Source organism: Pseudomonas sessilinigenes (genome assembly GCF_003850565.1).
Classification (GTDB): Bacteria; Pseudomonadota; Gammaproteobacteria; order Pseudomonadales; family Pseudomonadaceae; genus Aquipseudomonas; species Aquipseudomonas sessilinigenes.
In genome coordinates, this window is record NZ_CP027706.1 from 1,608,068 (window position 1) to 1,631,916 (window position 23,849).

Here is a 23,849-nt window from a genome sequence, read left to right on the forward strand (position 1 = left end):
GCCCTTGCGGGTTTTTTGCTTTCTGGAGATTGCTTCATGGCTGACATTGAGATTTTTAACGACGACGCGTTTTCGGTTTCCTCGCTGACTGCGGCGATCAACGAGCAGGAATACCTGCCGGGTCGCATCAGCAGCCTGGGTTTGTTCAGGGAGGAAGGTATCCCCACCGTGACCGTGCAGATCGAGAAGGACGGAGACACCCTGGTTCTGGTGCCGGCGGGTGATCGTGGTACGTCGGGTCTGGTGGTGCCCGGGACCAAGCGTACGATGATCCCGTTCAACACCGTGCACCTGCCGCAGCGCTTCTCGATCAAGGCGGACGAGATCCAGGGCATTCGCGCTTTTGGCACCCGCAGCGAGTTGCAGGCGGTGCAGGATGTGGTCAACAAGCGATTGGCGAGGGCCCGTCGTCAGTTGGATGCTACGCACGAGTTTCAGCGCATGGGGGCTCTGAACGGCCAAATCCTCGATGCCGATGGCAAGACTTCGCTGCTGGACATCTACAAGTCGTTTGGTGTCATTCGCAAGAAGCTGCCGATGGGCTTGGGCAACCCGGAAACTGAACTGCGTGTTCGCGCCGGTGAGGCGCTCGACATGCAAGAGGACGCGCTGGGCAGTATCACCAGCACGGGCTCCCGCGCCTTTTGCGGCAAGAACTTCTGGAACAAACTGATCGTGCATCGTTCGGTCAAAGAGACTTACCTCAACACCATGCAAGCTGCATCGCTGCGTGGTGATGCTCGTGAGAGCTTCGAATTCGGCGGGATTGTCTGGGAGCGCTATCGCGGCAAAGTGGCAGGTGTCTCGTTCGTCCAGGACGATAAGGCTCTGTTGATCCCCGAAGGCGTCCCTGATCTGTACATCTCCTCCTTTGCACCTGCGGACTATATGGAAACGGTCAACACCGAGGGCTTGCCGTACTACAGCAAGATCGAACCTCTGCCGTTCAACAAGGGCATTGAGGGCGAAGCGCAGTCGAACCCGCTGCACCTGTGCACGCGGCCGCTGGCGCAGATCCTGCTGGAGATGTGACCGTGGGCATTCGCGACTTGGTGGCGGATGTCGACGAGGTGGTGTTTGAAGTGCTCGCGGACACCGCCTACATCGAGGGGCGCGAGGTGCGGGGGATGTTCTCCGCGCCTTGGCTGCAACCCAGGCTCGGCAAGATGTCTACGGCCCTGCGCGAGCCGCATGTGGTGATTCGTGTGGCAGACGCCGAGGGCGTAGAGATCCGGCAACAGGTGCGGATCGACCTGCCGGAGCCTGATGGCGGTGGGGTTTACACCCTGATCGAGGTGGAGCCGACGGGGGATGGCCTGGTGACGCTTGTTCTGAGGATCAACCCATGAACGTTGGTAGCTATGCACGGGTGGCCGCCAGCGATGGCGTTATCACCTTGCAGTCGTCGCCTGCGGATCTCCAGGCGTTCCAGGACTTTGCTGCCATGGTCCCGAAGGCGGCGGCGGTGGCCCAGCGCCGGGCGATCAACAAGACGTTGCGCTGGCTGCGCACCTACATTTCCCGGGGAGTTAGCAGCAAGGAGCGCATAGCGGTGGGGGCTGTTCGCCAGCGCCTGCGGGCCTATCCGATCAACAGCGCCGGGCAGGGCAAGCTCTGGTTCGGTATCAACCCGATTGAGTCCAGCCGAATCGGCCGCGCCCGCCAGAACCGGTCGGGTGTGTCGGTGGCGGGCAGGCGTTATCAGGGGGCGTTTTACAAGCAGGTCTATGGAAGTCAGGCGGATATCTGGATTCGTACCGGCAGCCGCCACTATGACCCAGCTGACTATCCCGAAACCCGCGAGGGGCGACGGCGCTCGGGCTTCATCAACGAGAACGACAACCGCTTCCCCCTGGCCAAGGCCAAGGTATCGCTGGATGACGTGCGGCCCATCTTCGATGAATGGGTTAAACGGGCAGATCAGCGGCTGCTGGAGATCCTGGAGCAGGAGCTGAACTTTGAGCTGCAAAAATACTTGAGAGGTAGCAAAGGTGTCTGAACCCCTCGATCTAGACCAGCTCTACCAGGCCATCGAGCAGCAGATTCGCGAGGCTATCCCCGGCCTGTTTGATGTAGCCGTGATGCCTGACAAGCTTGGGCGCATGGCACTTCCAGCCGTGATTGTTGAGCTGAACGAGTTGGAGCCTGGAACCGATCCGCTGACCGGTGAGACGGCGCTGGAAGCCCGCTTTGAAGCGCGGGTGATGGTGGGAGCGGAGCAACCTCAATCTCAACGGCAGGCGCTGTTCATTGCCTCGCAGCTTGCGGTTTTGCTACGCATGCAGACCTGGGGTCAGCCGGTAGAGGCTGCGCGGTTTGTCCGCTCTGGCCAGGATTGGACGCGGCCCGAGCTGGACGGCTACACAATCTGGACTGTGGAATGGACCCAGGGCTTTTACCTCGGCCAGGAGGAGTGGCCATGGCCCAACCAGCCCCCAGGAAACCTGGTGTTTGGGTTCAGTCCTGACATCGGCCCGGATCATCAGGGCGGTTACCTGGGCCCGGAGGAGATGGCATGAGCTACGTTTCAGCAGCGCATGACCGCATGATCGCCGGCCTGATCATTCCCTGTAGCGTGGTCGCGGTCGATCTGGCCGCCGCCATGGTGCGGGTGTCTGATGGTGCCGGCTGGACCAGCGCCTGGGTGCGTTGGCACAGCCAGGCCGCTGGTAAGGCCAGGCACTGGCGGGCGCCGAGCCTGGGCGAGCAGGGCGCTTTGATCAGCCCCAGCGGCGAGCCTGCCCAGGGGACCTTTGTACCGGGGCTGTACGGTAATGCTGGGGCCCAGCCGGACAACCGCGACCACGTCGAGGTTTGGCGCTTCGACGATGGCGGCTCGCTGGTCTACGACTGGCAGGCCAAGAGCTACAGCATCAACCTACCCAGCGGCACGGTGAACATCCAGGTTGGTGGTAGCTCGGCGGTGATCACCGATAGCGCGATCACCGGCAAGGCCAACACCATCACCCTGACCGGGCAAATCACCTTGAACGGTGACGTACAAATCAACGGCGCGAGCCTCAAGCACAACGGGGTCAACGTCGGTTCGACTCATACCCATTCGGGCGTAATGCCCGGCGGTGGATCGACCGCGGTGCCTCAGTAACCAGCAGCCCGCAACAGCGGGCTTTTTTTCGCCTGGAGCAAACATGACCACAACCAAGAAACCCGCTGAGCAAATCGGCTGGGAGCCAGCAGCGCCTGGCACCTCAGTATTCCGCGACACCCTCTATACCTCCCGCGTGCTGATCCTGCCGGATGGCCGGCAACTGGCTGTGAAGCGGGGCCAGGTAACGGCCGAGGCAGGCGACCAGGTGGCGCTGGACTACCTGCGTTCGCATCCGGACCTACAGCCTCAGGGGTGACACGATGATCGGAATGGATCGCCGAACGGGCCAGCCGCTGTCGGGCCTTGAGCATGTGCGGCAGTCCATCGAGGACATCCTGACCACGCCGCTGGGCAGCCGGCGGATGCGCCCGGAATACGGCAGCGACCTGCGCCGCTACGTGGACTTGCCCGTTACCGGTGGCTGGAAAAGCGCCGTGCAGGCCGAGGTGGCCCGGGCGCTGTTGCGCTGGGAGCCGCGCTTGAAGCTGGAGCGGGTGCAGGTGGTTGCGGTCGTGGGTGGCCAGATCAGCTTTCAATTGATCGGCCAGTATCTGGGGGATAGCGCAGTGTTGGAGGTGACGGCATGAGCATACTGGACTTGTCGGCGTTGCCGGCGCCGCAGGTGCTGGAGGCCCTGGATTTTGAGGAGCTGTATCAGCGCAAGCTGTCGCTGTTCCGCCTGGCCATGGGCGAGAACTGGACCGCAGCGCTCGAGAGTGACCCGGTCGTCAAGCAGTTGGAGCTGGCAGCGTATGGCGACATGCAAATGCGCGCCCGGATCAACGACGCGGCCAAGGCGTTGCTGTTGGCTCATGCCCAAGGCAGCGACCTCGACCACCTGGCGGCCAACGTGAAGCTGATTAGGCTGGTGATCCAGCCCGGAGATCCGCAGGCTGTGCCGCCCATCGAGGAGGTCAAGGAGTCCGACGACGCCTTGCGCGAGCGCGTCCAGTTGGCCTACGAGGGATTGACCACGGCGGGCCCTCGCAACAGCTACATCCTGCACGCCCGCAACGCCTCGGCGCTGGTGGCGGACGCTTCGGCAGAAAGCCCGGCTCCGGCCTGCGTCACGGTGTCAGTGCTGAGCCTGGAGGGTGACGGCACTGCCGGGCCTGAACTGCTCGCTGCTGTTGCCCGGGCCGTCAATGATGACGATGTGCGACCGGTGGCGGATCGGGTCACGGTGCAAAGCGCCCAGGTCCTGCGCTACCGCGTGGATGCGGTGTTGCACATGAAAGGCCCGGGCCCGGAAAGTGATGCGGCGCTGGTGGAGGCAGAGCGTCGGTTGAAAGCCTGGATGAACCCCCGCAAGCGGCTGGGTGTCGAGGTGGCGCGTTCGGCCATCGATGCCCAGCTACACGTTGCCGGCGTGGCCAGGGTGGAGTTGCCAGGATGGCAGGACCTGGCCCCGACCCCGGCCCAGGCGGCGTATTGCACGGGCTACAGCATCAAGCTGGGGGCCTGATATGTCGAGCTTATTACCCATCAACAGCACGCCCTTGGAGCGCGGTCTGGAGGCAATCCGGACCCAGGACACGGCCAGTATCTTGCGCACGTTGTACAACCCCGACACCTGCCCGGCGCATCTGCTCTCACAGCTAGCGTGGGCTTGGTCGGTGGACCGCTGGGACAACAAATGGTCGGAAGCGGTCAAGCGCTCGGCCATCCGCTCGGCGTTTTACGTGCATGCCCACAAAGGGACCATCGGCGCTTTACGCCGGGTGGTGGAGCCGCTTGGTTACCTGATCGAAGTGCTGGAGTGGTGGCAGACGACACCACCCGGCGTGCCGGGCACCTTTGCCTTAAAAGTCGGTGTGCTGGAAACCGGCATCACCGAGGAAATGTACCAGGAGTTGACCTGGCTCATAGATGACGCCAAACCAGTCAGCCGGCACATGACGGGGCTGGCGATCAGCCTGGAAAGCACGGGCAAAGTGTTTGTCGGCGTCAGCGTTTACGAAGGCGACGAACTCAGTGTTTACCCACCAACTCAACGTGACATCAATGTCAGCGGGTGCCTCGCTGTCGGTGGCCGCGAACATCAAATCGATACGATGGACATCTACCCATGACTGACCAAAACAGCCAATTTTTCGCGATTCTGACCGCCGTCGGAGAGGCTAAGCAAGCTAACGCGGATGCACTCGGCGTGCCGTGGACGTTCGCGCAGATGGGGGTCGGGGATGCCAACGGCACCGACCCAATGCCAAGCCGGACGCAAACCAAACTGATCAACGAGCGCCGACGTGCGCCGCTGAATCAAGTCAAAGTTGATCCGAAAAATGCCAACGTGATCATTGCAGAGCAGATCATCCCGGAGAACATTGGGGGTTGGTGGGTTCGGGAAATCGGCCTCTACGATGCCGCCGGCGACCTGGTCGCCATCGCCAACTGCGCACCAACATTCAAGCCCCTGCTCACACAGGGCTCGGGGCGCACACAAGTTATTCGAATCAACTTGATCGTTAGCAGCACGTCGAACATCGAGTTAAAGATTGATCCCTCGGTGGTTCTTGCAACGCGTGAATATGTGGACACCTGGTTTCTCAACGTGCTGCCTGAAACGCGGCCCGAGGGCAGGTACACGCGGGTGAACATCAACAAGCGGGGCGTTGTGGTTGGCGGTGATAACCCGTCGACCTTTCAAGATATGGGCCTCCTGGGTGGAACCTTGTTTGACGCCATCAACCTTGCTGATGCCAAGGCGATCTACATTCAGCCGGTAGCGTCCCCGTCTTGGGCAAGCGGCCTCATTGCAGGGAGCAACGGCGGTGAGAAAGGCGGTCTCGGTTTTACCGGGAGTTACAGCACGATCAATTCTATTTTCATGGGTATAGGCCCGGTCCCGTGGGCGGCTGGTAACGGAATTCGCGTCACCTCTGGCGGCGTAGATATCACAGGTCCTATCACCGGCATCGGGTCAGGCCTGACCGGGCTCAAGTTCTCGGCGTTAACAGGGTTGCCTAGCACCCTGGCCGGGTACGGCGTTTCATTCGCCAGCCAGCCCGAAGCCGAGGCCGGCTCAGACACAAGCAAGCCGATGAACGCTCTGCGTGTCTTTCAAGCCATTGCCGCGAAGGTCATTCAGGCTACCGAGGGCGTCCTGGGCATAGCCAGGATCGCCTCCCAGGCGTCGGTCAACGCTGGCACAGATGACAGCACAATCGTGACGCCGAAGAAACAGCGCTGGGGATTCCGGATTTTGATTGGCCGGGTCGGATACATCGTCTTCCCGACCTGGCTGGGGGGCTGGATTGTTCAGTGGAGTGCGGGGGTCACGCTGACAGGCTCCGCAATCAGCACTACCTACTTTCCGATCCCATTCCCGACCGATGTCGGTGCTGTAGTCGTTGGCGCGTACAACAACAATGCCACAGGCGATTACAGTGTTCGCTTGAGCGATGGTGTGGGTGGTGCCACGGGGGCCTTGTATCTAGATCGCTTTACGACCTGGAACAACGGAGTAACGGGCTCTGCGGGTTTGAGTTTTATTGCGGTAGGTACTTGAGGATTAACGATGAACTACGCAACGTTTCACTCCGACGGGACGCTTCACCAGCGCTTGATAAAAGGCACTCACGAAATTCCTAAAGGTGCAGTTGAGGTCGACGACGCCCTATGGTTACGGCTCATTCGTGAAAGCGACGGCATCTGGTCGATTGGTGCTGATGGAAAGATCACTAAACAATTGTTACCCCCAGCGCCGCAGACTCGCGAAGACGTCGAGCGATTGCGGCTTGCGGCTTATGCAGAGCCAGTTTTTGGTTCTGATCGCTACTTCGCCGAAGCCAACCGGATGCAGGTTATGGGAGAGGCCGGCTGGGAGGCGGTAAGGGATGCCGGTATTGCACGCTTCAACGAAATACAAGCGCGGTTCCCCTGGGCTGAGAGTGCTTCGAAAACCTGACTGTTGACCCTTCGAATTCTCAACAACTGATATGACCCCCCGACCCCTTCTGGGGTTTTTTTATGTCTGGAGTTTATCCATGAGCGGTTTTTTCCACGGCGTCACCGTCACCAACGTGGACACCGGCGCGCGCACCATCGCGCTGCCCACGTCCTCGATCATCGGCCTGGTGGACACCTTCACCGAGGGGCCGGGCGTTAGTGCCAAGGCCAACGACCTGTTGTTGATCACCAGCGAGCGCGAGGCGATTGCCGCCTGGGGCCCGGATGCGGCGATTACCAAGGCGTGCCAGGCCATCTACCAGCGAGCCAAGGCGGTGATCGTCGCCTGTGGTGTGGCCAAGGTCGCGGACGCGGCGCAGCAGACCTCGGCGATCATTGGTGGGGTCCTGGCCAGCGGCAAGCGTACTGGTTTGCAGGCGCTGTTGGACGGCAAAAGCCGTTTCAACGCCCAGCCGCGCCTGCTGATCGCGCCCAAGCACAGCGCGACCTTGGCAGTCGGCACGGCCCTGGTGGCCCTTGGGGACAAGCTGCGCGGCCTGGCCATCATCGACGGGCCCAGCACCACCGACGAGGCAGCCATGGAGTACGCCAAGAACTTTGGCGCCAAGCGCGCCTACCTGGTTGACCCAGGTGTTCAGTATTGGGATGGCCAGGCCAGCGCCACCGTCGACGCCCCGGCCTCGGCCTGGGTCTCTGGCTTGTTCGCCTGGACTGACAGCGAGTACGGCTTCTGGGCCTCGCCTTCGAACAAGGAGTTCGTCGGTATCACAGGTACAGGTCGGCCTGTTGAGTTTCTGGACGGCGACGAGACCTGCCGCGCCAACCTGCTGAACAACGCCAACATCACCACCATTATTCGCGACGCCGGTTTTCGTCTGTGGGGTAACCGCACGCTGTCCAGTGATCCGAAATGGGCGTTCGTCACCCGCGTGCGAACCATGGACATCGTCATGGACGCGATTCTCTACGGCCACAAGTGGGCGGTGGATCGGTCGATCACGGCCACCTATGTGAAGGACGTCACCGAGGGCCTGCAAGCCTTCATGCGCGACCTCAAGAACCAGGGGGCGATTATCAATTTCGAGGTCTATGCCGACCCGGAGTTGAACACCGCCAGCCAACTGGAACAGGGCAAGGTGTACTGGAATATCCGCTTCACCGACGTGCCGCCCGCCGAGAACCCGAATTTCCGGGTCGAGGTCACCAACCAATGGTTGACCGAAGTCCTCGATAAAGCCGCTTAAGGAGCCGCAGCAATGGCAATGATTCCCGAAACCCTGGCGAACATGAATTTGTTTGTCGACGGCATCAGCTTTCAAGGCGACGTGCCGAGCCTGACCCTGCCCAAGCTCACGCTCAAGACCGAAGAACACCGGGTTGGCGGTATGGATCTTCCGGTGGAGCTGGACATGGGCATGGAGAAACAAGAGGCCGGCTTCACCACCACCGGCGTGCGGCGCGAGTCGCTGCGCATGTTCGGCCTGTCGGATGGGACCGCGTTCAACGGCGTGTTCCGTGGCGCCTTCAAGGGCCTCAAGGGCAAGACCACCCCGGTGATTGTGACCCTTCGCGGCATGCTGAAAGAGGTCGACATGGGCGACTGGAAGGCGGGCGACAAGGCCGAGATCAAGCACAACGTGGCCTTGACCTACTACAAGCTGGAGGTCGACGGCCGCCTGGTCTACGAGATCGATGCCCTGGGCATGAAGCGCGTGATTAACGGTGTCGACCAGCTCGCCGCCCAACGTTCGGCCCTGGGCCTGTAAGGAAAACCCTCATGACTCAAGCAAAGAAAACCCCGGCCTGGATGAATCTGGCTGTCGATAGCGTAGTGGTGACCCTGACCAAGGCTGTCGAGTTGAACGGTGTGCAGTGCGACAAGGTCACCCTGCGGGCACCCACCGTGCGCGACGTGCGCGCAGCGAGCACCGCCGCCGGTGGTGATGACGAACAACGCGAGCTGGCGCTGTTCGCCAGCCTGGCCCAGGTCGGCAGCAAGGACCTGGAGGGCATGACCCTTAAGGACTATCAGCGTTTGCAGGCCGGCTATTTTCGCCTGGTGCAAGACGACGAACTTTGACCCGGCGGTGTTGAAGATGGCGGCAAAGCGGCTCGCGAGCGAGCTGCATTTTTCCGCCGAGGAGATTATGACCATGCGCTTTTCCGACATGGTCTGGTGGCTCACGGATTGAGCCTCACGGGGCATAGGAGGTCAGATGGCACGCAATATTTCGCTGGGTCTGGTGATCGGCGGCGCCGTGAGTGCAACAGTCGGCGCGGCCTTCAAGACTGTTGAAAACCGCATCAAGAAGCTGGAAGAGCAGGGCAGCAAAGCCAAGGTGCTGAAAAGCACGATCGGCGAAACCATGCGCCTGCGGGACGAATGGAAGCGGGCCCACGACAGCGGCGCGGCCTCGGCCGCCGGCCTGCTGAGCAAGCTGGAGCGCAACCTTTCCAGCTTGCAGAAGCAGGGCGTTCAGGTCGGCAAGCTGCGCCAGGAATACCAGGCCCTCGGCCGGGTGGCCAAGGGCGCAGATTTGCAGTTGAAGGGACACCAGCAAATCCAGCAAGGGAAAGAAGGGGTCAAGTCGAGCATTGGCCAGGCCGTGGCCGGGGCTGCTGCTGTAGCGATTCCGACAACAATCAGTGCGGGTTACCAGGCGATCATTCGGGACATTGCGATCAAAGGGAACGTGGCGAATGCCCCCGAAGAAGCCGAGATGACACGCACGGTCATTCAGACCTCGAAAGACACCGGCATGGCGCGCAACGACGTGGCCGAACTGGTCAACCAGCTTGTGGGCGCCGGCATGGAGCTGGACAAGGCGCTGGCCTACGCGCCGGTAGCGGCGAAGTTCGCAATTGGCCAAGGCTCGGGCGGTGAGGACACGGCGAAAATGATCCAGGCCCTGGAGCAGAACGCCAAGATCACCGACCCCAAGGTCATGGAGCAGGCGCTGGAGGCTGTCGCGCTGCAAGGCCAGGCCGGTAGCTTTGAAGCCTCGGACATGGCCCGCTGGTTCCCGCAACTGCTCGCGGGGATGGGCAAGATGGAAATCACCGGCATGGACGCGGTGACTCAGTTGGGATCGATGCTGCAAGTGCAGATGAAGACTGCCGGCGGTTCCGATGAAGCGGCCAACAACCTGAAAAACTGGATGGAGAAAATAGGCTCCGGGGAGGTGGTCAAGGCATACAAGGACGTGGGTATTGATTACCAAGCGTCTCTGGCCACGGGTATTCAGAATAAAAAGTCGACCCTGGAATCCAGCTTCGAACTGGCTATGCGTTACATCAAGGCGACCGACCCCGCCAAGGCCGCGAAGATGGCCGAGGCACAAGCGAAGATCAGCAAGGAGACGGACCCCGCCAAGGCCAAGGCGATGCTGAATGCCTTGGAGCAGTCCCTGCGCACGGGCGACCTGTTCGCAGACATGCAGGTCAAGGCGGCGCTTATGGCGTACTCGCAAAACCGTGAGTTGTACGAGCAGCTTAAGAAAGACTCGCTTAATGCCAAGGGCATCCTCGACAAGAACCTTGCCGAACGCCGCGAGACGTCCGCCCAGCTTTGGACCGAAACCATGCAGGCGATTAACGACGGCATGCGTGCTGTGGGTGATGCGCTGCGGCCGGCAACGGATGCGGTGGCCAAGGGTGTTCGAACGGTGGCCATGTCGTTGACCGGGCTCACGGAAAAGATGCCGGGTGTGGTCGCCGGGGTGGTGGGTGTAGGTGCGGCGTTAGTCGCGCTGGGTTCAGCATTCAGCATGTTCAAGATGGGAAAGGGGCTGTTCAACGTTGCCCGGGGCTCGCTGATGGGCAACCCGAATGTGATCCAACGGGTGTTCGTCACCAATGCCGGTGCCATGGGGGGCGGTGATTACGACTTCGATGGAGGCCGCGACAAGAAGGGCGGAAAAGGCGCTAAGGGCGGCAAGGCGGGCGGCGGTGTACGTGGCCGGCTAGGTCGGGTCGGGCGTGCGTTGCGTTCTGCGATCCGGCCGGGCGTTTTGGGTCGCACGGCGCGGCTGGGTGGCGCGGCATTGAGGGGCGCCACCAGCTTGGGCTTGTCGGCATTGAAAAGTGTCGGCGGGCTGGTCAAGGGCATGTCGCCCTGGGTGAAAGGTGGCGGTGCGTTGGCGGTGCTGGGTGCTGGGATCAAGATTGCAGACACCTTCCAAAACGCAAAGACCAAGGACGAAAAAGCAGAAGGTTATGGCGGCGCAGCCGGTGGATTAGCCGGTGCCATGATCGGCACCAAGGCAGGCATGGCGTTTGGTGCTGCCATTGGCACGATTGTGCCGGGGCTCGGGACTGCCATTGGCGGGGCTGTGGGGGCCGTGGTGGGCGGCGCTTTGGGTTACTGGGGCGGTGATGCCTTGGGCGCAAAAGCCGGGAAAGCGCTGTTCGGTTCTGACGACTCGCTTAAACGAATGCCCTATGCGGGCCCGCTGATGATGCGCGATGCCGGCAAGAACATTCCGCCCGTCCTGGGCGATATCGCCAAGTCCTTCAAGGCCAGCCCGGCCCCGCTGATGCTCAAGGTCCCCGAGGCAGCTAAACCAGTGATGGGGCAGGTGGTGCGCTCGATGGCGGGGACAGAGTCGCCAGTCGCAACGCCGGCGATGATCAAGCCGCCTGAGTTGGCGAAACCATTGCCGCCGAAGGTCGACCAGCAATTCAGTTTTGCTCCGGCGCTATCGGTCACGGTCCAGGGTGATGTTAAGGACCCGGCGCAGTTGGCCCGGGAGCTGACCCCCCATCTGCGTTTACAGTTCGATGAATACAGCCGGCAGGCCGCTGCCCGGCAGTTGTCGGACGAACCACACGTCTAAGGAGACCCTATGGCCTATATGGAACAGTTGCAATCGGGGCTCCAGTCCCTGGTTGCAGCCGGGGAGGCCGGGCGCACCAGCGCAGACGGCATGTTGACCCCGTTGAACGGAGCCATCGGCGATATTACGGGGGCTGCGTCCGAGCTGGAGAATGTGCCGTTCGTGGGGCCGGAGATTGGCGCGAAGCTGCAACGAACCTTGCGCGGTATCACGGCTGCACAATCAGTGGTGGGCCAGGTCGCCGCCGGCTACAGCCAGGCCGTATCGGCGGCGGGGCAGATCCAGCAGCGCTTGGGGTCCTTGCAGGAGCAGACGGCCAGGGCGGGGGCAGCGATCAACCGCATAGGCGGGCAGGTCAGCCCGGCCCTGGGGAACATCCTGCCCAGCGGTGCCCTGGGCGGCCTCGGCACGCCAGCAGCGGCCGCAGTGAAGCCGTTCCCGCACCTGCTGATCATTCATCCGCTGCGCCCTGGTGCGCAGCCCTACTACTTCAACCTGGACACGGCGGCCTTCGACGAACTGCGCCGGCAGACGGCGTTTCGCTGGGCGGGTCAGGAGCGTCTGACTCGCAGCATTGCCCAGCAGGCTGTGGGGCAGGGGGACGACAAGATCACGCTCAAGGGCGCGGTGTTCCCCGGCTTCAAGGCCGGCCTCGGCCAGTTGCAGAAGCTGCGCAGCATTGGCCGGCGGCTCCAGCCTTTGAGCCTCACCACGGGGTATGGCGAGGTCCTAGGCACCTGGTGCCTGACCAGCCTGGAAGAAGAACAGAGCCATCTACTGGCTGGCGGTGTGCCGCGCAAACAGGGCTTTTCATTGGAGTTCGTGAGCTATGGCGACGACCTGCAGAACGTCTAGCGGGGATCTGCTCGACACGATTTGCTATCAGTTCTACGGCCACCTGAACGGCAGTGTGGAGGCAGTGCTGGATGCCAACCAGGGGCTGGGCGATGTACCCCAGCCATTCCGGGCTGGGGTGCTGATCGTGCTGCCAGATCTGCCGGCGGCGGTCGATGCTCAGGTGCTGCTCTGGGATTAGCCCGCAGCCTGGGCGCATTCCTTGGCGTTGGCCTGGTAGGAGGTGTTGTTTTCGGAATACTGGCGGACGTCTTGGGCGATCATGCCCTGCCACGACATTGCGGCATCAATCGCAGCAGCGCGGCATTTTGCGAAGGGAGCGAACAGTGAGCCGAACTGGTCGCTTTCGTCTTGCAGCTTGCGAAGGGCAATCGCCTGCTCCCGAGCTTGTTTGCCGTCCATGCTCCCCGACAATGCTAGGTTTTGGCCATGCTCCACCGCCTTATTCAGGCGCTTGAGGAAATCGCGCGCCACCTCGGGCTTGATCTTCTTAGCAGCCTCCTGGGCCGCCATGGCCTGCCTTCCGCGCTCTGCGGCTTCGGCGCTGACGGGGGCGTCGTCGCTTAGGTCGATAACTCGCAGCTTCTGCTCGGCATGAGCCATCGAGGCAGCCAGCAGGCAGAGCGTCAATCCAACAATCCTTTTCATTCCTTCAACTCCTGTAGGGCAATGGTTGCCGGATTCTATGCAGTCCTGGCGGCTCCGTCACTTGGGGGAGGCCTATTGCATGACACCCATTTTCCGAATTGTCGCCGATGGTCGCGACATAACGGCTCTGATCAATGACCGACTGATAACCCTGCGCACCTCTGACAAGCCGGGCATGGAGTCGGACGAGTTCGAATTGCGCATCGATGACCGGGCCCAGGCCGTGGCGCTGCCCAGTCGTGGCGCCGGTATCGAGGTGTTCATGGGCTACAGCGGCCAAGCCCTGGCCCGGCTCGGACGCTATACCGTGGATGAAGTGGTGGTCAGCGGCCCGCCGGACACCATCGAGATACGCGGCAAGGCCAGCGACATGCGAGGCAGTGGCAAGACCACCCGCAGTGGCAGTTGGGAGGATGTACCGCTGCAACAGATCGTGCGCGACATTGCCGCCCGCAACGGCTGGACGCCTGTGTGCCCGGTCACAACCAAGGTGCCCCGGGTTGACCAGCTCAACGAGTCAGACTTCAACTTCATAACCCGCCTGGCAAAACAGTACGACTGCACGGCCAAGGTGGCCGACGGCAAGCTGTTGGTGCTGTCCCGCCAGGCCGGCCAAAGCGCGAGTGGTAAAGCCCTCGGCATGGTCACTATCACTCGCCGGGACGTGAGCCGCTACCAGTTCCGCTTTGGCGATCGCAGTACGCATAAGGCCGTGCAGACCAAGCACCAGGACAAGAAGAACGGCAAGTTGAGGGTGGTCGACCTGGGTAACGACGACTCCCCGGATGGCCTGCCACCGGTGCATACAGACCGCCATATCTACCCCAACAAATCCGCCGCAGAGCAGGCCGCTAAGGCCCGGCTGGCGGCATTCAACCGCAGCACCGCCGGCGTGCGTCTGGAGATGCCCGGGCGTACCGACCTGTTCGCCGAACGCATGATCAACGCCCAGGGCTTCAAGGTTGGGCTCGATGGTGAATACCTGGTCGACTCGGTCGAGCAGGTATTCACCCAGTCGGGCTGGAGTACCACCGTCGAATGCAACGGCGGCAAGAAGGGCAAAGCGAAAGCCAAGGGCAAGAAAAAGAAAGCCACCAAGCCGCTCAGGGTCGAGCAGCTTTAAACCCCATCACCACTGGAGACACGACATATGCCAATCACCGAGCAGCAGTTGCTGCAAATCCTTCCCAACGCCGGCGCTAAAGCCGGCGTTTTTGTTCCTGGGCTCAATGCGGCCATGAGCAAGTACGCGGTCATCACCCGGCTGCGGATCGCAGCGTTCATTGCCCAGATCGGCCACGAGTCCGGCCAACTGCGGTATGTCCGTGAGCTGGGGGGCGACCAGTACTTGAGCAAGTACGATACCGGCACCCTGGCCGCTCGCCTGGGCAATACCCCGCAGGCCGATGGTGACGGCCAGAAGTATCGGGGGCGGGGGCTGATACAGGTCACCGGCCGGGCCAACTATGAGGCGTGCAGCGAAGCGCTGTTTGGTGACTCGCGACTGCTCAATACCCCTGAGCTGCTGGAAAACCCGGTCTATGCAGCGCTGTCGGCGGGCTGGTTCTGGCAGAAGGCCGCGCTGAATACCCTGGCCGACAAGGGCGACTTTCTCACCATCACCAAGCGCATCAACGGCGGCATCAACGGCCTGGCGGATCGCCAGGCGCTGTATGAGCGTGCATTAAAGGTGCTGGCGTGAAGGCCCCGGGCTGGTTGTTGCCAGCCCTGGCTCTGGTGCTGGGGTTTGCCCTGGGCGGCTGGTTAGCGTGGTCCTGGCAGGCCAACGCCTACAGCAAGGCCCTGGCCGAACAGGCCGAGGCGTACAGCACAGACCGGGAGCAGGCCGCTACGGCGGTGATCGACTGGCAGGGCGAGCAGCAGGACGCCCGCCGGGCGCTGGAGGATCGCCAGAAAGCAAGCGATGAAACTCACTACAAGGAATTGCGCGATGTTCAATCGAACCAGGTTCGCCTGCGTGACAAGCTTGCTACTACTGAGTTGCGGCTGTCACTCCTACTCAACACCGCCGCCTCGGCTGGTCGCTGTGGGGTGCCAGCCACCGCCGGCGCCGGCGGCATGGATCATGGAGCGGCGAGAGCCGAACTTGACCCAGCGGCTGCTCAACGAATTGTCGCCATCGCCGGAGACGGCGACGAAGGACTGATCGCCCTGGCGGCGTGCCAGGACTACGTGAAGGGAGTTGTTTCAACGAAGTGAAAAGGGGCGGCCCGGTGGGATGCGACGGCGAACCAGCGGCACGGCCAGGCAGATGTGACCGGCGAGCTGGTGATTATGAACTGGGAGCCTTCAGCACTAGGCGGGTTGTTCTGAAAATAAAAAGCCCCGGTCTGACCGGGGCTTTTTTTCTGCCTATTCGGCAGTTGACTCTAGAGTGACACAGGTACTTTCTAAGCTGCCTATTCGGCAGTGGGCTGTAGCAGCTTCTTTTTTAGCCGCCCTTGGGGCCTCTGTCAATGCGCAGCGACTTAACCTCTAGCTTGTGCATCAGCAGGTGCCACATTGCAAAGCTCATGTTCTGCTTCGTTGAGGCTCCGTCGGCGGCGGTGTACTTCCTGAAATTTTGTGGGGTGACACCTACCATGCCAGCAGCAGTAGAGCCAGGAACCCCTGTGAGGCTTCCTTCTCCGACAATGTGTCGGATCTCCCAACTGGTGGGGGCTCGCCATTCGGCGGGGTTTTCGGTCACAACTTCCTCTGGGAGCAAGTCACAGATCCAGGCCCGGGCTGGGGCCTTATGCTTTGCAACCCAATTCGGAAAGTCCGCTAGGCAAATGTCCTTGGAGCGCTTGCGGTTTGAGCTGCGTAGCCAGAATGTCGAGCGATCATCGATCAGGCCAGGAGTTAGGCCGAGGTCGCCAACAACCGCAACGGTTGCGACGGTTTCGTCTGTATCGGCGTTGACCAGGTGCACAGTTTCGGGGGCGTGTTGGGCTGACATTTCACTGATGAACCGGCCTACATCGCTTTCAAATAGTGCCCGCACCTGGGCCTGGGTCGCCGAGGAGGGCGCCACTCGGTCAGCCAGATAGGTGTGATCGTACTTAAGCTCCCATGAGGTGCTATCGACGCCTGCCACCTTCAATTTTCGGAGGGGAACCAGGGTAAACGGGCCGGAGTGGAACGCCGAGGCCATGATTATTTGGCCTCCGCGATGTAGGCATTTACGCGGGTCTTCTTGTTGATTTCGTACTCTTTGCCGAAGCCGGTCACAACGTAACCGGTATCGACTTTGACCCATTGTTCAGGACGCTTTCCCCGGCCCGGGTTGTCGATGCTCTTAAAATCGACCAGCTTGGCCCCTTCCTCACAGCTACCGGGTTTAGTGACAACATGCAGCTTCCCGCTGGTAGTTTCTTGAATGACTCCCCAGACCTCGCCGGCATCCGCTTTGCGTGAGTCGTAGGAATAAATGGTGGTAGTCATAATCGTCTCCGTTGGAGGTACAGCGCTAGCTTGATTGCCGTGCTGATGATTAGACTATACATAGCGCGATTCGCGCTATCAATTGGAGGCGATGACCGTCTATCGGTTTGATAAGGCCTACATCCTGGTAGCGAACCTTTGAATGGCACATCGCCAGAGGCGGTGGCAGAGGGTTGCTCGCGCAGGCTGCATGACAGGGGGCGTGTGAGGCCAAGCCCCGCAGTGCGAGGCTTGGCCGTCTATCTAGCCCAATGGGATGATCGGTAGCAACTCTAGGATTAGCTTGAGCAGTTCAAGGCCTGAGTAAGCGATTTCAAGGATTAGTCGAATCATTAAAAGCATTAGTAGCTCCATTTATAGAATGAAAAAATGCTTTCGCTGACCGAAGTCTTCAACAAACAGTTGACTACATGTTCAAGCCCGAATATCTTTATATTGCTAAGTATCAAGATATGGGTCAGTGAAAGCTGAAGCCATATTGCATGACGGCAGTCTCCCGGTCTAGGGGGACTGCCGTTTGTTTTTTCAGTGCTGCTGCTGCCTAAGCGGATCAGCTCTCATCATGGTTCACGGTTGGTCATTCTTGGTTGGTGTGGCTCATGCTTGATCTTGGCCAAATCCGACCGGTGGTCGTGTTTCTTATTTTAAGCTCTCTTTTCTTAGCAAAAATCCGCGTCCATTGCAGGCAGGGCAGTCTTCCCGCACCGCGAAGCGGTCAAGGCATTCGCTGCACTTCCTGAACGCTGCGGCCAGAAGTAGTGGCCGGGCGCGCTGGTACGCTCCGAAGTCGTGAGTTTCCAGGGCCACCTGAGCGCACTCCGCAAGCGCTCGATAGGCGTCCGGATCATCGATGTTCGTGTACTCGATGCCGTTTATCCGTTGCCCGGTAATCACAAGGTCATGTACGCGGCCGTCCGGGGTCGTGATCGTCATACCGTCCATTTTCCAAACGGCGCCGGTCATGCGGAACACCAGGCGCCTGTCTCCCCTTTCCCCTACGATTTGCGCGGCATAGTCCTTGCTGTCGGCTGGGTAGTAGATCCGACCGTAAAGCTGACCAATGCTCGGCCCACCATCCCTGGCAACGAGATCATAGAACGCCGACGGCATAAAATCGGGCTCACAATCGATCAGCGTTTCGACGGCGTGCCAGTACGCCGAGTCAGCCAGCTCGTCGAGTTCGAATTTCTCGGCGGCGCTGATGATCTGCTCGTTGAGCATGTCTTGCGAGAGGAGGCGGCACATACTGCGGTACGCCTCGGGATGGTTAAAACGCTTTTCGTGGTCGTCAAGATAGCGCCGCCAGTCTGTCAGCCGTTCGGCTTTCGCGTGGGCAAGGGGTGGGGTATTCATGGGATCAGACTACATAACTGATACTGGTTTTATATACAGTAATTGATGCGCAAGCAGTCTGCGATTTCAGCCGACGAATTGCGTGGAGGGGGGGGAATGTTTAGGGCAAATTTAGGGCAAAACCGAGGCCGCTACTGGCCGTTTTAGGCTGCTCGCCTTGGCTCGATACCTAGCATTTGCTGGCCTGTGCCGGCCTGCCGATCAACAGGAAGGGGTTCGAATCCCTATCTCTCCGCCATACATAGAAAAGCCCCTGTAGCTCGATGAGTTACAGGGGCTTTTTGCTTGCAGATGCATTATTCATCCATACCTCTTTGGCTGCAGTTCCTCAGTGACTCTCAGGTTTCATGAGTAACTTCGCTATCAATGCTGGGTGTTGGGAAGTGCTATGACGCCAGAAACATCTGTAATGCCAGTCAGATAAGGTCCATGTGCTTGATCTTGGTGGGCTGGTTGATGGCCTCGCAAGGCCCCCGTGATCATCGATCATGGGGGCTTTTTCTTTTCCGTGTTTTCCACGCAGTGCTTTGAGTTGCCTGGGCACGGAGTGAAGGTCGGCATTCGATCGAAAAATCTTTCCGGAACCTGAATCGGATATTTGACATATTTGATTTGTGATCACATATTGTCGGGCACAAGAATCACAATACAGGTGCGCCCCATGTCCGAAGGTCCAATCCCTCTTCCTACGCTGCGTCAGGTTTCGCGCGATACCTTGCAAGAGCAGGTATACCGGCAAATTCGCGAGGCCTTGATGAGCGGCCGTTTCCAGCCCGGCCAGAAGCTGACCATCCGCGGCCTGGCTGAAGCCTTGGGGTCCAGCCCGATGCCAGTACGCGAGGCGTTGCAGCGCCTGAGTGCGGAAAACGCCTTTGAAGTTACCGAGACCTCTCGCCTGCGGGTACGAATGATGACCGTAGAGCGTCTGCGGGAGATTCGTGATGCAAGGGTGGCGCTGGAAGGGCTGCTGGCGGAGAAGGCAGTGCAGCATTTGCAGCAGGGCGACATGCAGGAAATCGCCGAACTCTGTCGGCAGATGCGCAAGGCCGCCGACGAAGTGGATGTTTCCCGCTACCTATGGACCAACTTCGCCTTCCACCGGCGTATCTACGCCGTGGCTCGGGCCGAACTGACCATGGCTGCGGTGGAGAACTTCTGGCTGCACATGGGGCCTTGCTTCGCCCTGGTGGCCCCCGACAAGGCTCACCTGCAACGTTCCATGGAGGCCCACGACCGGATCGTCGCGGCCCTGGCGGCTGCTGATGCACCTGCTGCCCGGGCGGCGGTCACCGACGACATCATGCAGGCCGCCGACTCCCTGGGCCGTTTGCTGGCCAAGACATCCAAGGCGGTGGTCAAAGGAGGCCGGGCATGAGCATCCTGCAACGTTTGCAGCCTTATCCGGGCCTGCGGGTAATGATTTCCGGCGGTGCAGCGGGTATCGGCGAAGTGCTTGCCCGCGCCTATCTCGAAGCTGGGGCCGAGGTCCATGTATGCGATGTCAGCGAGGCGGCCCTGGCGGCGTTTCGCGATCGCCACCCCCAGGCCTTGGCCAGCCGGGCCGATGTCGGTGACCCGCAGCAGATCGAGGCATTGTTCCAACTGCAGGTCCAGCGCTTCGGCGGGCTGGATGTACTGGTCAACAACGCCGGTATCGCCGGGCCCACCGCGGGCATCGATGCGGTCAGCGATGCCGACTGGCAACGCACCATCGATATCAACCTCACCGCGCAATACCGTTTCGCCCACCATGCCGTGCCTTTGCTCAAGGCCTCGCAGAACGCTCATCTGTTGCATATCGCCTCGGTGGCCGGACGCCTGGGTTATGCCTGGCGCACCCCGTATGCGGCGACCAAGTGGGCGATCGTCGGGTTGATGAAGTCCCTGGCCGCCGAACTCGGGGCCAGCGATATCCGCGTCAATGCGCTATTGCCGGGGATCGTCGAAGGGCCGCGCATGGAGGCGGTGATCCAGGCCCGGGCTGAACAGACCGGCGTACCCATGGAGCAGATGCGCCAGGAGTACCTGGACAAGATCTCGCTCAAGCGCATGGTCAGCGCCGAGGACGTGGCGGCCATGGCCTTGTTCCTCTGTTCGCCGGCGGCCCGCAATGTCACTGGGCAGGCGATCAGCGTCGACGGCAACGTCGAGTACCTCTAGCCGCCTCGGCGGCCAGCCCCGCCGAAGGACTCGGCGGCGGATTCCATCAGCGACACCCTGGGATTTTTTTCTTCAAGAATAAAAGTCGGAGCACCGTCATGCCTGGAAAAACCCCTGTCATCATCACCTGCGCCGTTACCGGTGCGATCCATACCCCCTCCATGTCCCCTTATCTGCCGATCACTGCCGGGCAGATCGCGAGCGAGGCCATCGCCGCGGCCGAGGCCGGAGCCGCCATCGTCCATCTGCATGCCCGTGACCCGGAGGATGGCCGGCCGAGCCAGGACCCCAGGCTATTTCGCCAGTTTCTGCCACAGATCAAGGCGGCCAGTGATGTGGTGATCAATCTCACCACGGGCGGTGCGCCGACCATGGGGGTCGAGGAGCGGCTACAGCCGGTTTTGGAGTTCAAGCCGGAACTGGCTTCGTTGAACATGGGCTCGATGAACTTCGGCCTGTACGAAATGCTCAGTCGCTATAGCGAGTTCAAGCACGACTGGGAGCAGCCCTACTTGGCGGAGAGCGACGATCGGATCTTCCGCAATACCTTTAGAGATATTGCCCACATCCTCGGGGCCTGCGCCGCGAATCGCACCCGCTTCGAAATCGAGTGCTACGACATCGGCCATCTCTATACCGCGGCACATTTCCTTGAGCGCGGGCTGCTCAAGACGCCGTTGTTCATCCAGTCGGTGTTCGGCTTGCGTGGCGGTATCGGTGGCCACCCCGAGGACCTGGCCCATATGCGCCGGACCGCCGACCGCCTGTTCGGCGATGCCTATCACTGGTCGATTCTCGGCGCCGGACGCAACCAGATCCCCCTGGGGACCATGGGCCTGGCCATGGGCAGCCATGTCCGGGTGGGCCTGGAGGACTCGCTCTGGGATGGCCCGGGCAAGCTGGCCGCCAGCAATGCCGACCAGGTGCGCCGTATCCGCACGGTCATCGAGGCCCTGGGTGGCCGCGTGGCGACTGCGGATGAGGCGCGGACCCTGCTCGGGCTCAAGGGGCGTGACCAGGTCGCGTTCTGAGTCGACGCTTGAGTGCCTGCACCGCGTAACGTCGGGCGCAGGCCATCCCGCATAACAATTACAAAGGGATATGCCCATGAGTACCGCTACCACCGCCGCTCCCCGGGACCAGCAGCAGTTGACCCGCTTGATGTTCCGCAAGCTCATGCCATTGTTGATCGCCGCCTATGTCCTGAGCTTTCTCGATCGCACCAACATCGCCCTGGCCAAGCACCAGCTGGATGTCGACCTGGGAATTTCCGCCGCGGCCTATGGCCTTGGCGCCGGATTGTTCTTCCTCACCTACGCGCTGTCCGAAGTGCCGAGCAACCTGATCATGCACCGGGTCGGCGCGCGTTTCTGGATCGCCCGGATCATGGCCACCTGGGGCTTGATCTCGGCTGCCATGGCCTTTGTCCAGGGCGAGACTTCCTTCTACGTGCTGCGCCTGTTGCTGGGGATCGCCGAGGCCGGGCTGTTCCCCGGGGTGATGCTGTACCTGACCTACTGGTTCGATCGCCAGCAGCGGGCCCGGGCCACCGGTTACTTCCTGCTGGGCGTGTGCCTGGCCAATATCATCGGTGGCCCGTTGGGCGCGGCGTTGATGAAGATGGATGGCTTGCTGGGCTGGCATGGCTGGCAATGGATGTTCCTGCTCGAAGGTTTGCCCGCGGTGCTCTTCGCCTGGGTGGTCTGGCGGCACCTGCCGGATCGTCCGGGCAAGGCCCGCTGGCTCAGCGCCGAAGAGGCCCGCGCCGTCGAGCAGCGCCTGGCCAGGGAAGCCGATGAAGGCGCAGGGCAGGGCGGGCATTCGTTCAGGCAGTGCTTCACCCCGCAGATCCTGCTGGCGATCTTTGTGTACTTCTGCCACCAGATCACCATCTATACCGTGATCTTTTTTCTCCCCGGCATCATCGGCAAGTACGGCAGCCTGAGCATCATGCATGTCGGCCTGTTGAACTCGCTGCCATGGATCGCGGCCGCCGTGGGGGCGCTGACCTTGCCCCGGCTGGCTACCAACCCTCGGCGCTCACGACACCTGTTGGTGATGGGCCTGTTGGTGATGGCCGCAGGAGTGCTGCTGGCCGCGGTGTCTGGCCCGGTATTGAGTCTGTTGGGGTTCTGCGTGGCGGCGCTGATGTTCTTTGTCGTGCAGTCGATCATCTTCCTGTACCCGGCCTCGCGACTCAAAGGCGCCGCCCTGGCCGGTGGCTTGGGCTTCGTGAACTGCTGCGGCCTGCTGGGTGGGTTTGTCGGGCCGTCGGTCATGGGCGCGATCGAAATGACCACCGGCGATGCCATGAACGGTCTGAAGGTGATCGCCCTGGTGCTGTTGCTGGCTGCATTGGTGGCGCTGCGTTTGCGCCAGGGGCAGGAAGATCGGCAGCCGTGTCATGGAGCAGTGGCCAGGTCGGCGAAGCAGCACTCGATATGAACTGGCCCGCCAGGCTCGGGGCCGGTGCGTGATGTCCGATTGAGTGCAGTGGCAACCGCAATGCCTTGGCTGGACGCCAACCCCCGGGCCTTTCTACACTGCACGGCATCTGGGGAATGGGGCATCGCCGATGAATCGCAATGAACTGCGCAAGGCTGACATCAACCTGATGGTGGTGTTCGAGGCGCTGATGCTGGAGCGCAACGTCACTCGGGTGGCGGAGAAACTGTTCCTCGGCCAGCCCACCATCAGTTCCGCGCTCAACCGATTGCGGGCGATGTTCAACGATCCGCTGTTCATTCGTGTCGGCCACCGGATGGAGCCTACCGCCCGTGCCGAGCAGCTGATCCAGCACCTGTCGCCCGCCCTGGATGCCCTGTCCTCGGCCTTGAGCCTGACCCATGATTTCGACCCCGCCAGCAGCACCATGACCTTTCGCATCGGCCTGTCCGACGATGTCGAGTTCGGCTTGCTGCCGCCCTTGCTGCGGGCCTTGCGCCAGGAAGCGCCGCAGGTGGTGGTCGTGGTCCAGCATGTGGACTACTGGCGGATTCCCGACTTGCTGGCCTCTGGCGATATCACGGTCGGCATCAGCCAGACCCGGGGCCTGCCGGCCAATGCCAAGCGCAAGTTGCTGCGACATATCCAACCCAGCGTGTTGCGCGCCGATGCCAGCGACACGCCGATGAGCCTCGATGAGTACTGCTCGCGGCCCCATGTGCTGGTGTCCCACACCGCCAATGTCGCCGGCTTCGCCGATGAGTGGCTGGCGGAAATCGGCCGTACGCGCCAGGTGGTGTTGTCGGTGCCGCAGTACAGCTCCCTGCCGGCGCTGCTGGCCGGTACCAAGCTGATCGCCAGCCTGCCGGACTACGCGGCCATGGCCATGGCGGCCTCGGGGCAATTGCATTGCGAGCCGTTCCCGTTCAAGACCCCGACCCTGGACCTGTCGATGGTCTGGCTCAGCCATGTCGACACCGATCCTGCCGAGCGCTGGCTGCGCTCGCGGCTGGAGGCATTCATGAGCGAACGAGCACCGCTGCCGCTCGCCACCTGAATGCCCCGCTGGTGATCGCTGCCCTGGCATT

The 23,849-nt window shown here is 61.4% G+C and carries 29 protein-coding genes and 2 pseudogenes; 27 read left to right on the top strand and 4 right to left on the bottom strand.

Annotation, left to right across the window (positions count from 1 at the left end):
- Positions 1–36: 36 nt before the first annotated feature.
- The 18 genes and pseudogenes from C4K39_RS07520 to C4K39_RS07600 all read left to right on the top strand — a co-directional run bounded on the left by C4K39_RS07520 (position 37) and on the right by C4K39_RS07600 (position 12,889).
- Positions 37–1,032, top strand: coding sequence for a major capsid protein (locus C4K39_RS07520; protein WP_124346016.1), 996 nt, complete (start codon positions 37–39; stop codon positions 1,030–1,032).
- A 2-nt stretch (positions 1,033–1,034) separates the two neighbouring features.
- Positions 1,035–1,349, top strand: a complete 315-nt coding sequence (locus C4K39_RS07525; protein WP_124346017.1) for a head-tail joining protein — start codon at positions 1,035–1,037, stop codon at positions 1,347–1,349.
- Positions 1,346–1,999, top strand: a complete 654-nt coding sequence (locus C4K39_RS07530) for a hypothetical protein (protein WP_124346018.1) — start codon at positions 1,346–1,348, stop codon at positions 1,997–1,999. The genes C4K39_RS07525 and C4K39_RS07530 overlap by 4 nt, the downstream gene beginning before the upstream one ends.
- Positions 1,992–2,519: a hypothetical protein gene (locus tag C4K39_RS07535; RefSeq protein WP_124346019.1), complete on the top strand. Its 528-nt coding sequence runs from the start codon at positions 1,992–1,994 to the stop codon at positions 2,517–2,519. Before C4K39_RS07530 ends, C4K39_RS07535 begins: the two co-directional genes overlap by 8 nt.
- On the top strand, positions 2,516–3,106 hold the full coding sequence (locus tag C4K39_RS07540; protein ID WP_124346020.1) for a phage baseplate assembly protein V: 591 nt from the start codon (positions 2,516–2,518) through the stop codon (positions 3,104–3,106). The genes C4K39_RS07535 and C4K39_RS07540 overlap by 4 nt, the downstream gene beginning before the upstream one ends.
- Before the next feature lie 43 nt (positions 3,107–3,149).
- The gene (locus C4K39_RS07545) at positions 3,150–3,365 is read left to right on the top strand and encodes a hypothetical protein (RefSeq protein ID WP_124346021.1); all 216 of its coding nucleotides are present in this window, start codon (positions 3,150–3,152) and stop codon (positions 3,363–3,365) included.
- A 4-nt stretch (positions 3,366–3,369) separates the two neighbouring features.
- The gene (locus C4K39_RS07550; RefSeq protein ID WP_123430153.1) at positions 3,370–3,696 is read left to right on the top strand and encodes a GPW/gp25 family protein; all 327 of its coding nucleotides are present in this window, start codon (positions 3,370–3,372) and stop codon (positions 3,694–3,696) included.
- Positions 3,693–4,574 carry a baseplate assembly protein gene (locus C4K39_RS07555; protein WP_124346022.1) on the top strand — a complete coding sequence of 294 codons (882 nt, stop codon included), beginning with the start codon at positions 3,693–3,695 and terminating at the stop codon, positions 4,572–4,574. The genes C4K39_RS07550 and C4K39_RS07555 overlap by 4 nt, the downstream gene beginning before the upstream one ends.
- A 1-nt stretch (position 4,575) precedes the next feature.
- Positions 4,576–5,181: a phage tail protein I gene (locus C4K39_RS07560; protein WP_124346023.1), complete on the top strand. Its 606-nt coding sequence runs from the start codon at positions 4,576–4,578 to the stop codon at positions 5,179–5,181.
- Positions 5,178–5,645 (top strand): annotated as a pseudogene (locus tag C4K39_RS32155) (phage tail protein); the annotation flags it as partial. The gene C4K39_RS07560 and the pseudogene C4K39_RS32155, both read left to right, overlap by 4 nt.
- Before the next feature lie 504 nt (positions 5,646–6,149).
- A complete protein-coding gene (locus C4K39_RS32160; RefSeq protein ID WP_437179378.1) occupies positions 6,150–6,617 on the top strand; it encodes a gp53-like domain-containing protein in 468 nt (155 codons plus the stop codon).
- A gap of 9 nt (positions 6,618–6,626) precedes the next feature.
- Complete coding sequence (locus C4K39_RS07570; protein ID WP_124346025.1) at positions 6,627–7,016, top strand: hypothetical protein; 390 nt, start codon at positions 6,627–6,629, stop codon at positions 7,014–7,016.
- 79 nt (positions 7,017–7,095) lie between these two features.
- Positions 7,096–8,262, top strand: a complete 1,167-nt coding sequence (locus C4K39_RS07575; protein WP_124346026.1) for a phage tail sheath C-terminal domain-containing protein — start codon at positions 7,096–7,098, stop codon at positions 8,260–8,262.
- Positions 8,263–8,274: 12 nt separating this feature from the next.
- The gene (locus tag C4K39_RS07580) at positions 8,275–8,784 is read left to right on the top strand and encodes a phage major tail tube protein (protein WP_124346027.1); all 510 of its coding nucleotides are present in this window, start codon (positions 8,275–8,277) and stop codon (positions 8,782–8,784) included.
- Positions 8,785–8,795: 11 nt separating this feature from the next.
- A complete protein-coding gene (locus C4K39_RS07585; RefSeq protein WP_124346028.1) occupies positions 8,796–9,098 on the top strand; it encodes a phage tail assembly protein in 303 nt (100 codons plus the stop codon).
- A gap of 136 nt (positions 9,099–9,234) precedes the next feature.
- Entirely contained in the window at positions 9,235–11,853 is a 2,619-nt protein-coding gene (locus C4K39_RS07590; protein ID WP_124346029.1) for a phage tail tape measure protein, read from the top strand.
- Positions 11,854–11,862: 9 nt separating this feature from the next.
- The gene (locus C4K39_RS07595) at positions 11,863–12,708 is read left to right on the top strand and encodes a phage tail protein (RefSeq protein WP_164487268.1); all 846 of its coding nucleotides are present in this window, start codon (positions 11,863–11,865) and stop codon (positions 12,706–12,708) included.
- Complete coding sequence (locus tag C4K39_RS07600; RefSeq protein ID WP_124346030.1) at positions 12,683–12,889, top strand: tail protein X; 207 nt, start codon at positions 12,683–12,685, stop codon at positions 12,887–12,889. The genes C4K39_RS07595 and C4K39_RS07600 overlap by 26 nt, the downstream gene beginning before the upstream one ends.
- Here the strand turns inward: C4K39_RS07600 and C4K39_RS07605 are convergent.
- Complete coding sequence (locus tag C4K39_RS07605) at positions 12,886–13,356, bottom strand: hypothetical protein (protein WP_124346031.1); 471 nt, start codon at positions 13,354–13,356, stop codon at positions 12,886–12,888. The genes C4K39_RS07600 and C4K39_RS07605 overlap by 4 nt on opposite strands.
- A gap of 79 nt (positions 13,357–13,435) precedes the next feature.
- Here C4K39_RS07605 and C4K39_RS07610 point away from each other — a divergent pair, with 79 nt between their 5' ends.
- The 4 genes and pseudogenes from C4K39_RS07610 to C4K39_RS07625 form a co-directional block, all read left to right on the top strand.
- Positions 13,436–14,479, top strand: coding sequence for a phage late control D family protein (locus tag C4K39_RS07610; RefSeq protein ID WP_124346032.1), 1,044 nt, complete (start codon positions 13,436–13,438; stop codon positions 14,477–14,479).
- A gap of 27 nt (positions 14,480–14,506) precedes the next feature.
- Positions 14,507–15,058, top strand: a complete 552-nt coding sequence (locus C4K39_RS07615) for a glycoside hydrolase family 19 protein (protein WP_124346033.1) — start codon at positions 14,507–14,509, stop codon at positions 15,056–15,058.
- Positions 15,055–15,576, top strand: a complete 522-nt coding sequence (locus C4K39_RS07620; protein ID WP_124346034.1) for a lysis system i-spanin subunit Rz — start codon at positions 15,055–15,057, stop codon at positions 15,574–15,576. The genes C4K39_RS07615 and C4K39_RS07620 overlap by 4 nt, the downstream gene beginning before the upstream one ends.
- A gap of 21 nt (positions 15,577–15,597) precedes the next feature.
- Positions 15,598–15,690 (top strand): annotated as a pseudogene (locus C4K39_RS07625) (DNA adenine methylase); the annotation flags it as partial.
- 118 nt (positions 15,691–15,808) lie between these two features.
- Here the strand turns inward: C4K39_RS07625 and C4K39_RS07630 are convergent.
- The 3 genes from C4K39_RS07630 to C4K39_RS07640 all read right to left on the bottom strand — a co-directional run bounded on the left by C4K39_RS07630 (position 15,809) and on the right by C4K39_RS07640 (position 18,156).
- A complete protein-coding gene (locus C4K39_RS07630) occupies positions 15,809–16,513 on the bottom strand; it encodes a hypothetical protein (RefSeq protein ID WP_124346035.1) in 705 nt (234 codons plus the stop codon).
- A 2-nt stretch (positions 16,514–16,515) separates the two neighbouring features.
- Positions 16,516–16,803: a hypothetical protein gene (locus tag C4K39_RS07635; RefSeq protein ID WP_053136741.1), complete on the bottom strand. Its 288-nt coding sequence runs from the start codon at positions 16,801–16,803 to the stop codon at positions 16,516–16,518.
- 639 nt (positions 16,804–17,442) lie between these two features.
- Complete coding sequence (locus tag C4K39_RS07640; protein WP_124346036.1) at positions 17,443–18,156, bottom strand: hypothetical protein; 714 nt, start codon at positions 18,154–18,156, stop codon at positions 17,443–17,445.
- 661 nt (positions 18,157–18,817) lie between these two features.
- Between C4K39_RS07640 and C4K39_RS07645 the strand changes: the two genes are divergently transcribed.
- From C4K39_RS07645 to C4K39_RS07665, 5 genes are all read left to right on the top strand, one after another.
- Complete coding sequence (locus C4K39_RS07645) at positions 18,818–19,531, top strand: GntR family transcriptional regulator (protein ID WP_068586154.1); 714 nt, start codon at positions 18,818–18,820, stop codon at positions 19,529–19,531.
- Positions 19,528–20,316 carry an SDR family oxidoreductase gene (locus C4K39_RS07650; RefSeq protein ID WP_068586149.1) on the top strand — a complete coding sequence of 263 codons (789 nt, stop codon included), beginning with the start codon at positions 19,528–19,530 and terminating at the stop codon, positions 20,314–20,316. Before C4K39_RS07645 ends, C4K39_RS07650 begins: the two co-directional genes overlap by 4 nt.
- 98 nt (positions 20,317–20,414) lie before the next feature.
- Positions 20,415–21,347 (top strand): 3,5-dioxohexanoate:acetyl-CoA acetone transferase, encoded by a 933-nt coding sequence (kce, locus tag C4K39_RS07655; RefSeq protein WP_068586146.1) that lies wholly within the window; start codon positions 20,415–20,417, stop codon positions 21,345–21,347.
- Positions 21,348–21,423: 76 nt separating this feature from the next.
- Entirely contained in the window at positions 21,424–22,761 is a 1,338-nt protein-coding gene (locus C4K39_RS07660; RefSeq protein WP_178083953.1) for an MFS transporter, read from the top strand.
- A 130-nt stretch (positions 22,762–22,891) separates the two neighbouring features.
- Entirely contained in the window at positions 22,892–23,818 is a 927-nt protein-coding gene (locus C4K39_RS07665) for a LysR substrate-binding domain-containing protein (protein ID WP_068586141.1), read from the top strand.
- The last annotated feature ends 31 nt before the right edge of the window (positions 23,819–23,849 follow it).